Here is a 12,687-nt window from a genome sequence, read left to right as displayed (position 1 = left end):
ACTTGATCGGGTTCGCGAAGTCACGCTTTGACTTCGAGGGCTCGGCGGAACGCTTGCGACCCGCCCGCCATCCGTTGCACCCCACAGGGTCCGGGTGAGCGGTGGTCGTCTGGCGAACCGCCACCGCAAGGCGTCGAACTTGAGACGCGAAGACCACACAACACCCGGTCAGACTTGACCGGCACACATTGAGAAGGCCCTCGCGTGGCCGCGTCGTACAGCTCGTTCGACGCGCCCGGGGGTCTCAAGGAGACCACGTGACCGATAACGGGTCGCCGGTGAACGCCGATTCGGCGCATCTCACGGCGGAAGACATTCCCCTCCGACTCCGCGTGCACGCACTCGCCCGACTGCTGGGTTCCACCAGCCGGGACGTGCTGGGGCACCTCGGAGAGTTGGGGGTGACGGCGCGCACCGCGCAGTCGTCGATTTCACGAGACGACGCGATGCTCGTCGCGGCGCGCTATGGTGCCGTTGCAGACGACGACGCTCCCGCCACGCCTGCAGCGGACGCTCCAGCCGGGCGCACGTCAGCAGACCCCAAGCCGTCGCTGTTCTCGGCCGTCGAGGTCGTCGAACCCACTGCGTCCGCGTCCGCGGGCGAGACCGCGGCTCCGCTGTTCCTCTCGGCGGGTTCGGAGGCCGCGAAGAAGGCCGAGCAGGCCAAGAAGTCTGAGCCTGCGGCGAAAAAGGACGAGCCTGCGGCCGAGCCTGAAGCCGAGACCGGCGCGGCGACGAGCTCCGGCGAGAAATCCGGAGCCCAGAAATCCGAACCACAGAATGCCGGGGCCAAGAAAGCCGGGGCCAAGACGGCCGGAGCCAAGAAGTCCGGTTCGAAGAAGGCTGACGACAACAAGTCAGACGGTGAAAAGTCGGGCGCGGAGAAGTCGGGCGCGGAGAGTTCAGGCCCCGAGAAGTCAGGCGAGAAGACGTCCGACGGTAAGAAGGCCGCGAGCAAGAAGGCCGGCAGTAAGAAGAGCGCGGCGAAGACGACGGGCGACGAGTCCGTCGAGACCCAGGCAGTGGATGCACCTCCGGCGGCGGAGGCCACCGACATCGCCGCCGCTCACGCGGGCGAGGATACGGATGGAAGCCACGAGTCCGCTGACTCGGACAGCGATGACGCCTCGTCGTCCGATTCCCGATCACGTCGACGTCGCCGTGGACGTCGCGGCCGCGGTCGAGGTCGCGGAGATCAGGCCGACGGCGGCGAGCAGGGCGACACCGACGATGAGCAGAACGGGCCGTCGCACGGCGGGAACGACTCGTCGGCAGACAGCGCACCTGACGACAAGCAGACCGGCGACCAGCAGGCAGGCGAGAAGCAGGCAGGCGACAAGCAGGCCGGCGAGAAGCAGGCTGGGGACAAACAGACCGCCGGCAAGCAGGCCGGGGAGAAGAAGTCCGGCGAGGACGCGACAGACGAGGCGGACGACGACTCGTCCGACGACGCGAACCCGTCGAGCAAGCGCCGCCGTCGCCGTCGTCGGCGCCGCGGCGCGGGCGACACCGACGACGCGACCGTGGATGATCCGCCGAACACCGTCGTCCATGAACGTGAACCACGCACCAAGCGCGTCCGCGACGAGGTACAGGGCATCTCCGGGTCGACCCGTCTGGAAGCGAAGCGTCAGCGTCGTCGTGACGGCCGCGACGCGGGACGTCGCCGCCCACCGATCCTGACCGAGTCGGAGTTCCTCGCCCGCCGCGAGGCGGTCGAGCGCGTCATGGTGATCCGTGAGCGTAGCGCGAACGCCGCGGTCGCGTCGCACGACGCGCATTCGGCTCCGACCGAGGACTACACCCAGGTCGCCGTTCTCGAGGACGGCGTCCTCGTCGAGCACTTCGTCACCACCGAGACCTCGCAGTCGATGGTCGGCAACATCTATCTCGGCCGCGTCCAGAACGTGCTCCCCGGTATGGAGGCCGCATTCGTCGACATCGGTCGCGGCCGCAACGGCGTCCTGTACGCCGGTGAGGTCAACTGGGAGGCTGCCGGGCTCGACGGGCGGTCCCGCAAGATCGAGCAGGCGCTCAAGCCGGGCGACTATGTTCTGGTCCAGGTCAGCAAGGACCCGGTCGGACACAAAGGCGCCCGTCTGACGACGCAGATCTCGCTCGCCGGACGGTACCTGGTGTACGTGCCGGGCGGCTCGTCGACCGGCATCAGCCGCAAACTGCCGGACACCGAGCGCAAGCGTCTCAAGCAGATCCTTTCCAAGGTCGTTCCCGACGGTGCGGGCGTCATCATTCGGACCGCCTCCGAGGGCGTCAGCGAGGATGAGCTCGCCGCCGACGTCGCGCGCCTGGAGTCGCAATGGAAGCGGATCGAGTCCGCTGCCGCCGAGTACAAGAAGAAGGCGTCCGGCGCACCGCACGCCCTCTACGAGGAGCCGGACCTTCTCGTCCGCGTGGTCCGCGACCTGTTCAACGAAGACTTCAGCAAGCTCGTCGTCGAGGGCGACAAGGCGTGGAAGCTCGTCTCCGGGTACGTCCGCGACGTCGCACCCGACCTGTTCGAGCGTGTCGACGAGTTCACCAAGCCGCACGCCGATGCACCCGACTCGTTCGATGTGCACCGCATCGATGAGCAACTGGCGAAGGCGCTCGACCGCAAGGTGTGGCTGCCGTCGGGCGGCACGCTGATCATCGAGCACACCGAGGCTATGACCGTCGTCGACGTCAACACCGGCAAGTTCACCGGTTCGGGCGGCAACCTCGAAGAGACCGTCACCCGCAACAACCTGGAGGCGGCCGAGGAGATCGTCCGCCAGATGCGTTTGCGCGACATCGGCGGCATGATCATCGTCGACTTCATCGACATGGTCCTCGAGAGCAACCGCGACCTGGTCCTGCGACGGCTCACCGAAGCGCTCGGTCGAGACCGGACTCGCCACCAGGTGTCGGAGGTGACGTCGCTCGGGCTCGTGCAGATGACCCGCAAGCGTCTGGGCACCGGCCTGCTCGAAGCCTTCTCGACGACGTGCACCGCATGCGCCGGGCGAGGCGTCATCGTGCACGCCAACCCGGTCGAGGTCCGTCAGTCCGACGACGGCTCGCGTTCGGATGCGGGAAGCAGACGGTCGCGTCGCAAGAAGGGGAGCGGCCGTTCGGAGACGACCGCGCCCTCGACGCCGGAGCAGCCGAAGTCGGCGGCTCCGCACAAGCCCGCAGCCGAGCACCCGCTGTTCCGCGCGATGGCCCACCACGAGGACGACGAGGCGGCAGACGAGGGCAAGCGGGACGAGACGCCTACCCGCCAGAAGGACGTCGACACGACGTTCGGCCCCCGCGCTAAGGCGCCAGAACCAGCGAATACGCCGGAGCCGGAGAAGACGCCGGAGCCCGACAAGACGCCGGAGTCCGAGAAGACGCCGGAGCCAGCGAAGGTCGCAGCCGGCGACCCCGAGCCCGCGCCTGTCGCGACGGTGACACGTCGCCGTCGTGCCGTACGGCGTACGTCTGCGCCGACGTCGGTGGCGCCGGAGCCGGTCACGGTGACCACGGCCGAGCCGGTGACGACCGTCGCGGCGCAGACCGCGGAACCGGTCGTCGCCGTCACCCGAACGCCTCGACGGCGTACCGGGCGACGTGCCGCCGGACCTCCGCCGTCGGAGCAGTGACACGCCATCGGACCAGTTTGACCCGATAGGCTGCGGTCCCGTAGCCTTGACAAGTCGCCTTCCGTAGACGCGCGCTGCTGTGCGCGCATGGCGCGGAAGTTGCTTCGAGGATTTTCTCGGAGTTGCAGCACACCAAAGATTCGCTGATGAGCAGGACTGGCCTGCGGATTCGGCCCTATGAGACGAGTAAGAGGACAGCGGGAATGGCAACGTACGCGATCGTCAAGACCGGCGGTAAGCAGTACAAGGTCGCCGAGGGCGACATTGTGAAGGTCGAGAAGATCGACGCCGAGCAGGGTAGCGCCGTGTCGCTGCCGGTGGCGCTGGTCGTCGACGGTGCGAACCTCACCACCGATGCTGACAAGCTTGCAGGCAAGTCGGTCGATGCAGAGATCCTCGAGCACGTGAAGGGCCCGAAGATCCGCATCCACAAGTTCAAGAACAAGACCGGCTACCACAAGCGCCAGGGACACCGTCAGAACCTGACGGTTCTCAAGGTCACCGGCATCAAGTAGCCCACACTTTTTCTCGATTCCCAGGAGGAATGAACCATGGCACACAAGAAGGGTGCATCCAGCTCGCGCAACGGTCGCGATTCGAATGCTCAGCGACTCGGCGTGAAGCGTTTCGGCGGCCAGGTCGTCAGCGCCGGTGAGATCCTGGTCCGCCAGCGCGGAACCAAGTTCCACCCGGGCGTCGGCGTCGGCCGCGGCGGCGACGACACGCTGTTCGCTCTTGAGTCGGGCGCTGTCGAGTTCGGCAGCAAGCGCGGTCGCAAGACCGTGAACATTGTTCCGGAGCCGGCCTCGGTCTGAGACCCGGTCGAACTGGTACAACTCAGCTCTGCAGCAGGGCGGGTCAGGGTCATCGAGAACCCCGACCCGCCCTGCTTCGTTTTATAGGCCGGTTCTGGTTCTCTAATGGCCGGTTCTGGTTCTCTAATGGCCGGTTCTGGTTCTCTAATGGCCGGTTCTGGTTCTCTAATGGCCAGTTCTGGTTCTCTAATGGCCAGTTCTGGTTCTCTAATGGAAGGAGACGCCGTGTCGCGCTTCGTCGACCGCGTCAAGATCGATGTCGTCGCCGGTAACGGTGGGCACGGTTGCTCGTCGGTTCACCGCGAGAAGTTCAAGCCTCTCGGTGGGCCGGACGGCGGCAACGGCGGCAACGGCGGCGACGTCCGCCTGGTCGTCGACCCGCAGGTGCACACGCTGCTCGACTTCCACTTCCGTCCGCACGCACGAGGCACCAACGGTGGTACCGGCGAAGGCGGGCACCGCAGCGGCTCCAGCGGCACCGAACTCGTCCTCCCCGTCCCCGACGGGACCGTCGTGCTCGACGACAAGGGAAACATTCTCGCCGACATGGTCGGCGAAGGCACCGAGTTCATTGCGGCCCAGGGCGGGCGAGGTGGTCTCGGTAATGCGGCGCTCGCGTCGAGAGCGCGCCGCGCCCCCGGGTTCGCGCTGCTCGGCGAGCCCGGCGAAGAACGTGAACTCGTCCTCGAGCTCAAGTCCGTCGCCGACGTCGGTCTCGTCGGCTTCCCGTCGGCGGGCAAGTCGTCGCTCGTCTCGGTCCTGTCGGCGGCGAAGCCGAAGATCGCCGACTACCCGTTCACCACTCTGACGCCGAACCTCGGGGTGGTCACCGCGGGCGCGGAAGTGTTCACGGTCGCCGATGTGCCCGGTCTGATCCCGGGTGCCTCGGAGGGACGCGGCCTCGGGTTGGAGTTCCTGCGCCACCTGGAACGGTGCGCGGTCCTCGCGCACGTCGTCGACTGCGCGACTCTCGATCCCGGTCGTGACCCCGTGTCGGACATCGACGCGCTCGAGGCCGAACTCGCCGCCTACCGGCCCGCGCTCGACGTCGACCACTCGCTGGGCGATCTCGCGAACCGTCCCCGGATCGTCGTCCTCAACAAGGTCGACATCCCGGAGGCCGACGAACTCGCCGACCTCGTGGAAGCAGACATCGCCGAACGCGGTTGGCCGGTGTTCCGGGTATCTGCCGTCGCACACAAGGGCCTGCAGGAGTTGACGTTCGCGCTCGCCGAGATGGTCCGCGAGTACCGCGCCGCGCACGCCAAACCGGTGGCTCGTCGACAGGTGATCCGGCCGAAGGCCGTCGACCACGGCGAGTTCACCGTCGTCGCGGACCCGGCCAATGACGGCGGATTCATCGTCCGCGGCGAACGCCCGGAACGCTGGATCCGGCAGACGCAGTTCGACAACGACGAGGCCGTCGGCTATCTGGCAGACCGTCTTAACCGTCTCGGGGTGGAGGCCGCGCTGGTCAAGAAGGGCGCGAAACCTGGTGCGGCGGTCACGATCGCAGGCGTCACCTTCGATTGGGAGCCGACGGCTCCGACTGGCGCCGAGGTCCCGCTCACCGGCCGAGGGACCGACGCCCGACTCGATCGTCCCGACCGTGTCGGCGCCGCTGAACGCAAGGTTGCCCGCTCGATGCGTCGTCAGCGCCCAGACGATGAGCAGGAGGAGTCTCTCGGTTGGGACGACGACACGCTCGACGACGATGAGTGAGCTTCGCAACGTCATAGCGTCAGCGCGCAGCATCGTCGTGAAGATCGGCTCGTCCGCGGTCACCGACCTGGAGACAGGTCTCGACCGGGACCGGCTCGACGCGCTCGTGGACGCGCTGGAAGACCGTATGCGGGCGGGTTCGGACGTGGTCGTTGTGTCGTCCGGCGCGATCGGCGCCGGGATCGCGCCACTCGGTCTGCGTAAACGACCGAGCGACCTCGCGACGAAGCAGGCGGCCGCCAGCGTCGGTCAGTTGGCGCTCGCACATGCGTGGGGGACCTCGTTCACCCGGTACGACCGCGTCGTCGGCCAAGTGCTGCTGACCGCCGACGACTTTTCCGACCGTGTGCACCACGCGAACGCGCAACGCACCCTCGACCGGTTGCGGTCGCTGCATGCCGTGGCCGTCGTCAACGAGAACGACACGGTCGCGACCAACGAGATCCGGTTCGGAGACAACGACCGGCTCGCAGCGCTCGTCGCGCACCTGGTGAGTGCGGACGCGCTGCTTTTGCTGTCGGACGTCGACGGGCTGTACACGGGCGATCCGCGTCGACCTGGCCCGGACGGTGAGCCCGCCCGACTGATCGAACAGGTCGACGGCCCTGACGACCTCGACGGCGTGATCGCCGGGTCAGGCGGCGCCCTCGGCACCGGCGGAATGGCGTCCAAACTCGCTGCTGCGCGCCTCGCGTCCGATTCGGGTGTGCCAGTGCTGCTGGCGTCGGCAGCCGACGCCAGCGCGGCGTTGCGCGACGCGAGCGTCGGCACAGTGTTCGCCGCGCGGCCTGAACGACTGTCGGCCCGACGGTTCTGGGTCCGGCACGCCGCGCAAGCGCACGGGCGTCTGGTCCTCGACGACGGCGCCGTCACTGCGGTCTGTCTGCGACGTCGCTCCCTGCTCGCTGCGGGGGTCGCGGAGGCGGTCGGCAACTTCTCGTCGGGCGACGTCGTCGACCTCGTCGATCTCGCCGGCCGAACCCGGGGTCGGGGAGTGGTCGGCTACGACGCCGACGACGTCGCCCGGATGATCGGGAAGTCGACCGACGACCTTCCGCCCGACCTACAGCGCCCCATCATCCACGCCGACCACTTGGTCCCGGTGTAGGGGAGTCTCGCCGAACGACTTCGGCACTTTCTTTCGGCTGTACGCCGAAAGAAAGTGCCGAAGTCGTTAGAGCTTTACTCGCCGATGCCTCAGGCGCGGTGCCGACCGGGATCGGACTCACGCGGCGGGACCTCGACGAGCGGGTAGACGCCGTTCTCGTCGTGGACCTCGGTGCCGACGACGGGCGGGTTGAAGACGCAGAGCATGCGCAGCTGGGTCTTCGCCGTGACCGTGTGGCGGTCGTACTTGTCCATCATGTACATGGTTCCCTCGGCGAGGGGGTAGGTGATGCCAGTCTCGCGGTCGAGGAGTTCGCCCTCGCCCTCGACGAGCCACACGGCTTCGATGTGGTTGGCGTAGTGGAACTCGTTAACCGAACCGGCCTTGATGGTGGTCTCGTGGAACGAGAAGCCCACGTGGTCACCACCGAGCACGATCCGCTTCGAGACCCAGTTGCCGTGCGGGTCTGCGACCTCGCGGTCGGTGCCGGTGATTTCCTTGGTGGTGCGAACGATCATCGGAGTACCTCCTCGACGGATGCGGTCAGAATGTCCATGCCCTGGTCCAGCTCGTCGTCGCTGAGCGTCAGGGGCGGCAGAAGCTTGATGACCTCGTCGGACGGCCCCGAGGTCTCGGCCAGCATTCCGTTGTCGAATGCCTTCGCACAGGCCTTGCCCGCCTTCTCGGGATCATCGAACGCGAGGCCCTGGATCATGCCGCGGCCGCGACGCTTGATGCCCTCGTTGCGCTGGCACAGCTCCTCGAAGCGGTCAGCGATCCGCTGACCCTTCCTCTTGGTCTCTTCGGCGAAGGAGCCGTCGGACCAGTAGTTGTCGATGGCGGCCTTCGCCGTAACGAAGGACGGGTTGTTGCCGCGGAAGGTGCCGTTGTGCTCGCCCGGCTCCCAGACATCGAGTTCACGACGGAAGAGAGTCAGTGCCATCGGCAGGCCGTAGCCGCCGATCGACTTCGACAGCGTGACGATGTCCGGCGTGATGCCCGACTCTTCGAAGGAGAAGAAGTCGCCGGTGCGGCCGCAGCCCATCTGGACGTCGTCGACGATTAACAGCATGTCCTGGCGCTTGCACAGCTCGGCCAGGCCCTGGAGCCACTCGGCGCGAGCGACGTTGACGCCGCCCTCGCCCTGAACGGTTTCGACGATGACGGCTGCGGGGTGATTGAGACCGCTGCCCTCGTCGTTCAGGACGCGCTCGAACCAGCTGAAGTCCTCGTGGGCACCGCCCATGTAGTTGTCGAACGGCATCGGGGTCGAGTGGACCAAGGGGATGCCCGCGCCTGCGCGCTTCATCGCGTTGCCGGTGACCGACAGCGAACCGAGGGTCATGCCGTGGAAAGCGTTCGTGAAGTTCACGATGGCTTCGCGGCCGGTGACCTTGCGCGCCAGCTTCAGCGCGGACTCGACGGCGTTGGTGCCGGTGGGGCCGGGGAACTGGACCACATAGTCCAGGTCGCGAGGAGCCAGGATCTTGGTGGCGAAGGCCTCCAGGAACTCGCTCTTGGCGACGGTGTTCATGTCGAGACCGTGCGTGATGCCATCACGCGATATGTAGTCGATCAGGGCTTCTTTGAACTTCGGGTTGTTGTGCCCGTAGTTCAGCGCACCGGCTCCGGCGAAGAAGTCAAGGTAGCGATTACCGTCGACATCGGTGATCCAACTGCCCTTGGCAGTGTCGAACATCGCCGGCCAGTTGCGGCAGTAGGAGCGGACTTGGGATTCGTACTTGGCGAAGGTGTCTTCAGCCTCTGCGCTATTCTGCGTCGTCATCTTGAATTGTCCTTACATTTTGTCGGCGTCGTCTTTAGTCGGACGCCGGCGAAAGCCGGTACAGGTCTTCCGGCTCGTGCGAATCGCCGAACAGTTCGGCCTTGAGGAAGGGCTCGCGGGTGAACTCCAAACCGAGTTCGCGGGCGACGCCGGCGAAGAGAGCCTGCGACGCCTCGTTATCGGGGCTGATCGTCGTGTGGATCGCGGTCACGCCCGATCCGGTGTTGCGCTTGAACAGCTCACGCAACATGGTTCCGGCGATCCGCTTGCCGCGCTGATCGGAGTCGACCGCGACCTGCCACACCATCAGGGCGTCATCTGCCCGTGGTCGGCGGTACCCGGTGACGAAGCCTACAACTCTCTCCTCTACTACGGCGACGATGGAGGTTTCGGAGAAATCTTCGCCCCACAACACGTAGGCGTAGCTCGAATTCACGTCGAGTACCTGCGAGTCGCGGGCGATTTCCCACATTCTGATTCCATCGGTCGCCCGTGGCCGCCGATAGGCGACACCGTGGTGGTCCTTCAGGTCGAACGTGATCTCTGTTTGCGGGTTCATGACTTGATCGAGGCTAACGAGCCACCAAGACGATGTCACCCGCACGGTCGATGGGCCGTCGGGATGTCCGATCTTTGTGCAGTTCATCGATACGATGTGTGATAAATCACAGTAACGTCAAATGTTTGTATTCCGAGGCGGCCTCCGTGGCCGACATGTCCGCTATGAGTGGGAGGATGATCTCGCATCGGTGATCGACCTTGATGGCGGCGAAGCGGTCCCCGCGCGTGCCCCCGCGATTGACGATCACGATCGGTTTGCCTGCGTCGGCCGCGCGGCGGACAAACCGCAGTCCCGACATCACGGTCAACGACGATCCGGCAACGATCATCGCGTCCGCGTCGTCGACCATCGCGTATGCCCGGTCGGTCACCTCGCGCGGCACTGTCTCGCCGAAGTAGACGATGTCGGGTTTCAGGGTGCCGCCGCAGTCGGTGCAATCGACCATGACGAACCCCGCGGTGTCGTGCAGAACCGCGTCCGCGTCGGGCGCGACCTCGATCGCTCCCGCACTACGCACCTGATCGGCGAATCCGGGGTTGGCGTCCTCGAGGCGTTCGGCGAGGCGATGTCGGGACGTCCGGGCGCCGCAGTCGAGGCAGATCACTCGGCCGTACGAGCCGTGCAGGTCGAGGATGGGGCGCGAGCCTGCCTTCATGTGGAGCATGTCGACGTTCTGTGTGATGACTCCGGTCACCGCGCCCGCGAGTTGCATGTCGGTGATGGCGTCGTGGGCGGCGTTCGGTGTCGCGGCATCCATGTGGCGCCACCCGAGGTGGTTGCGCGCCCAGTAGTGGCGTCGAAAGTCGGCGGAAGAGCGGAACTGGTCGATCGTCATCGGGTTGCGCGGGGTGGCGTCCGGGCTCCGATAGTCGGGGATTCCGGATGGGGTCGACACTCCAGCCCCGGTGAGTACGACGGCGCGTCGCCCGTCGAGTGTTTGCACGACCTGGTCGGCGCGGACGACGGGATCGGCGTCGGCGACGGTCGGTGGAGCCGGTGTCCAAGCATTGACGCGCATCCGCATGCCACGACGATACGGCCGTCCACAGGTTGGGGTTCCCGGGTAGTGGTTCCCAGATAGGATGGATCTCCGATATGACCAGGATTATCGCCGGAGAGTTCAGGGGGCGTCGGCTTGGCGTCCCCGCCGAGTCCACCCGCCCCACGTCCGACCGGGTTCGTGAGGCCGTCTTCTCGATGCTGGGCGCCCGCGCAGACCTCGACGGCCTGCGCGTCCTCGACCTGTACGCGGGTACCGGCGCGCTCGGTATCGAAGCCGTGTCGAGAGGGGCGGCGTCGGCGGTGCTCGTCGAAGCTGACCGCCGCGCAGCCAGGGTGGTGCGCGACAACGTCGCGATCTGCCGGGCTGGCAACCGTGTACGGGTGGTGGATCGGACCGTCGAATCGTTCCTCACGGCGGGCGCTGGACCGTTCGATCTGGTCTTCATCGATCCTCCCTACGATCTGTCGTCCGACGACGTCGCCGCGATCCTGGCGCTGGTGCTGCCCGCGTTGACCGACGGCGCGTGGGTCGTCGTCGAGCGCGGATCGCGGAGCGTCGCGGTCGATCTGCCGGACGGCCTCGAAGCCGTGGCGGACAAGAAGTACGGCGATTCGAGAGTGCAACTCGCGCACCGGGTAGATTCGCCGTCATGAGTGCTGCCGTGTGCCCCGGATCGTACGACCCGTTCACGCTCGGCCACCGGTTCGTCGTCGAGCGGACGGCCGCTCGCTTCGACCGCGTGGTCGTCGCGGTGGTGGTCAATCCCAACAAGCAGGGGATGTTCTCCATCGATGAGCGGATCGACCTGATCCGGCGTGACTGTGCCGACCTGTCGAATGTCGATGTGCGGAGTTGGTCGGGTCTGCTCGTCGATCTGCTCCGCGACGACGAGGCGCCCACCATCGTGAAAGGCCTGCGGTCGGCGACCGACTTCGCCTACGAGACACCGATGGCGCAGATGAATCGTGAGCTCGCTGACGCCGAGACGCTGTTCATGCTCACCGACCCGAAGTTCGCACACGTGTCGAGTTCGCTTGTGAAAGAGGTCGCCAAGCTCGGCGGTGACGTCACTCCCTACCTCGCACCGCACATCCACTCCGCGCTTCGCGACAAGCTCGACGGAGTCCACGAGATCTAACCCCGACACGCCGACGGAACCTCTCCAGTCACAGGCGCAACATCCGGCACAATGGCATCAAAGACGTCGAGGCCATAAAGATCTCGAGGCCCCAATGATCTCGAGGCCACTGTGCCGGATCGGAGTTACTGTGTACCGCGTATTCGAAGCGCTGGACGAGCTCGTCGCTCTCGTGGAAGAGGCGCGCACCGTCCCGATGACCGCAGGCTGCCTCATCCCTCGTGGTGACGTGCTGGAGTTGCTCGACGACCTGCGCGATGCGCTGCCCGCCGAGCTCGACGACGCCCAGGATGTGTTGGACGAGCGCGACACTCTCGTCAGCAACGCTCGCGAGACGTCGGACAAGCTGATCTCCGGAGCCGAGAACGACTCCGAGGTGATGTTGGCGCATGCCAAGGCGGAGTCGGATCGACTGCTCGCTGAAGCCGAGGCCAAGGCGGAGCGCATCGTCGGCGAGGCAGGCGTCCACGCGCAGCAGACCGTCGACGCCGCCGCCGAGGAAGCACATCGGCTGGAAGCCAGCGCGAACCGCGAGTTCGAGGCGGTCACCGGTCGGGCACGCTCGGAGGCTTCCCGCGCTGTCGAAGCTGGCGATGCGAGCTACCACAAGTCGGTCGCCGACGGCATCGCCGAACAGCAGCGACTGGTCTCCGACTCGGAGATCGTGGCCGCGGCCAAGAGCGAGGCCGAGCGCATCGTCGACGCGGCGCACGCCGAGTCGGATCGCCTGCGCGGCGAATGCGACGTCTACGTCGACGACAAGCTCGCCGACTTCGAGGACATCCTCACCGGCACCTTGCGCTCGGTGAATCGCGGACGCCAGCAGTTGCGCACCGGTGCGGGCATGCACGATTACGTCGAGTATCCGCACAGCGTCGACGTCGCTCACGACGACGACCGCAGCCCTGCGCCGATGGCGGGCTGACCCCG

General features: G+C 66.5%; 12 protein-coding genes. 8 read left to right on the top strand and 4 right to left on the bottom strand.

Going from position 1 to position 12,687, the window contains the following annotated elements; translation table 11 throughout:
* Positions 1–257 precede the first annotated feature (257 nt).
* The 5 genes from L5G33_RS07270 (at position 258) to proB (ending at position 7,268) form a co-directional block, all read left to right on the top strand.
* Positions 258–3,623, top strand: a complete 3,366-nt coding sequence (locus L5G33_RS07270; RefSeq protein ID WP_236997490.1) for a translation initiation factor IF-2 N-terminal domain-containing protein — start codon at positions 258–260, stop codon at positions 3,621–3,623.
* A gap of 203 nt (positions 3,624–3,826) precedes the next feature.
* Complete coding sequence (rplU, locus tag L5G33_RS07265) at positions 3,827–4,138, top strand: 50S ribosomal protein L21 (RefSeq protein WP_236997489.1); 312 nt, start codon at positions 3,827–3,829, stop codon at positions 4,136–4,138.
* A 36-nt stretch (positions 4,139–4,174) separates the two neighbouring features.
* Complete coding sequence (rpmA, locus tag L5G33_RS07260) at positions 4,175–4,438, top strand: 50S ribosomal protein L27 (RefSeq protein ID WP_236997488.1); 264 nt, start codon at positions 4,175–4,177, stop codon at positions 4,436–4,438.
* Positions 4,439–4,663: 225 nt separating this feature from the next.
* Positions 4,664–6,160 (top strand): GTPase ObgE, encoded by a 1,497-nt coding sequence (gene obgE / locus L5G33_RS07255; RefSeq protein WP_236997487.1) that lies wholly within the window; start codon positions 4,664–4,666, stop codon positions 6,158–6,160.
* Positions 6,153–7,268 (top strand): glutamate 5-kinase, encoded by a 1,116-nt coding sequence (proB, locus tag L5G33_RS07250; protein WP_236997486.1) that lies wholly within the window; start codon positions 6,153–6,155, stop codon positions 7,266–7,268. Before obgE ends, proB begins: the two co-directional genes overlap by 8 nt.
* 89 nt (positions 7,269–7,357) lie before the next feature.
* On the opposite strand, the gene L5G33_RS07245 is transcribed toward proB, so the two are convergent.
* The 4 genes from L5G33_RS07245 to L5G33_RS07230 all read right to left on the bottom strand — a co-directional run bounded on the left by L5G33_RS07245 (position 7,358) and on the right by L5G33_RS07230 (position 10,640).
* Positions 7,358–7,786, bottom strand: coding sequence for an ectoine synthase (locus L5G33_RS07245; RefSeq protein WP_236997485.1), 429 nt, complete (start codon positions 7,784–7,786; stop codon positions 7,358–7,360).
* Complete coding sequence (gene ectB, locus L5G33_RS07240; RefSeq protein ID WP_236997484.1) at positions 7,783–9,054, bottom strand: diaminobutyrate--2-oxoglutarate transaminase; 1,272 nt, start codon at positions 9,052–9,054, stop codon at positions 7,783–7,785. The genes L5G33_RS07245 and ectB overlap by 4 nt, the downstream gene beginning before the upstream one ends.
* 34 nt (positions 9,055–9,088) lie before the next feature.
* Entirely contained in the window at positions 9,089–9,613 is a 525-nt protein-coding gene (gene ectA, locus L5G33_RS07235) for a diaminobutyrate acetyltransferase (RefSeq protein ID WP_265742671.1), read from the bottom strand.
* Positions 9,614–9,719: 106 nt separating this feature from the next.
* Positions 9,720–10,640 (bottom strand): Sir2 family NAD-dependent protein deacetylase, encoded by a 921-nt coding sequence (locus tag L5G33_RS07230; RefSeq protein ID WP_236997483.1) that lies wholly within the window; start codon positions 10,638–10,640, stop codon positions 9,720–9,722.
* A 71-nt stretch (positions 10,641–10,711) separates the two neighbouring features.
* Here L5G33_RS07230 and rsmD point away from each other — a divergent pair, with 71 nt between their 5' ends.
* The 3 genes from rsmD to L5G33_RS07215 all read left to right on the top strand — a co-directional run bounded on the left by rsmD (position 10,712) and on the right by L5G33_RS07215 (position 12,682).
* Positions 10,712–11,272, top strand: a complete 561-nt coding sequence (gene rsmD / locus L5G33_RS07225) for a 16S rRNA (guanine(966)-N(2))-methyltransferase RsmD (protein WP_236997482.1) — start codon at positions 10,712–10,714, stop codon at positions 11,270–11,272.
* The gene (coaD, locus tag L5G33_RS07220; protein WP_236997481.1) at positions 11,269–11,757 is read left to right on the top strand and encodes a pantetheine-phosphate adenylyltransferase; all 489 of its coding nucleotides are present in this window, start codon (positions 11,269–11,271) and stop codon (positions 11,755–11,757) included. Before rsmD ends, coaD begins: the two co-directional genes overlap by 4 nt.
* 130 nt (positions 11,758–11,887) lie before the next feature.
* Positions 11,888–12,682 carry a DivIVA domain-containing protein gene (locus L5G33_RS07215; RefSeq protein WP_236997480.1) on the top strand — a complete coding sequence of 265 codons (795 nt, stop codon included), beginning with the start codon at positions 11,888–11,890 and terminating at the stop codon, positions 12,680–12,682.
* Positions 12,683–12,687: the final 5 nt, after the last annotated feature.

The sequence above is a fragment of the Gordonia liuliyuniae genome, from assembly GCF_021738805.1.
Lineage (GTDB): Bacteria > Actinomycetota > Actinomycetes > Mycobacteriales > Mycobacteriaceae > Gordonia > Gordonia liuliyuniae.
The sequence above is the reverse complement of the archived record's forward strand: the minus strand, read 5'-3'. Positions and strand labels throughout refer to the sequence as shown.

Bases quoted from the DNA above. Each gene is read 5' to 3' on its own strand.
- rplU (WP_236997489.1), top strand. From the start codon at position 3,827: ATGGCAACGTACGCGATCGTCAAGACCGGCGGTAAGCAGTACAAGGTC.
- rpmA (WP_236997488.1), top strand. From the start codon at position 4,175: ATGGCACACAAGAAGGGTGCATCCAGCTCGCGCAACGGTCGCGATTCG.
- proB (WP_236997486.1), top strand. From the start codon at position 6,153: ATGAGTGAGCTTCGCAACGTCATAGCGTCAGCGCGCAGCATCGTCGTG.
- L5G33_RS07245 (WP_236997485.1), bottom strand. From the start codon at position 7,786: ATGATCGTTCGCACCACCAAGGAAATCACCGGCACCGACCGCGAGGTC.
- ectB (WP_236997484.1), bottom strand. From the start codon at position 9,054: ATGACGACGCAGAATAGCGCAGAGGCTGAAGACACCTTCGCCAAGTAC.
- ectA (WP_265742671.1), bottom strand. From the start codon at position 9,613: ATGAACCCGCAAACAGAGATCACGTTCGACCTGAAGGACCACCACGGT.
- L5G33_RS07230 (WP_236997483.1), bottom strand. From the start codon at position 10,640: ATGCGGATGCGCGTCAATGCTTGGACACCGGCTCCACCGACCGTCGCC.
- rsmD (WP_236997482.1), top strand. From the start codon at position 10,712: ATGACCAGGATTATCGCCGGAGAGTTCAGGGGGCGTCGGCTTGGCGTC.
- coaD (WP_236997481.1), top strand. From the start codon at position 11,269: ATGAGTGCTGCCGTGTGCCCCGGATCGTACGACCCGTTCACGCTCGGC.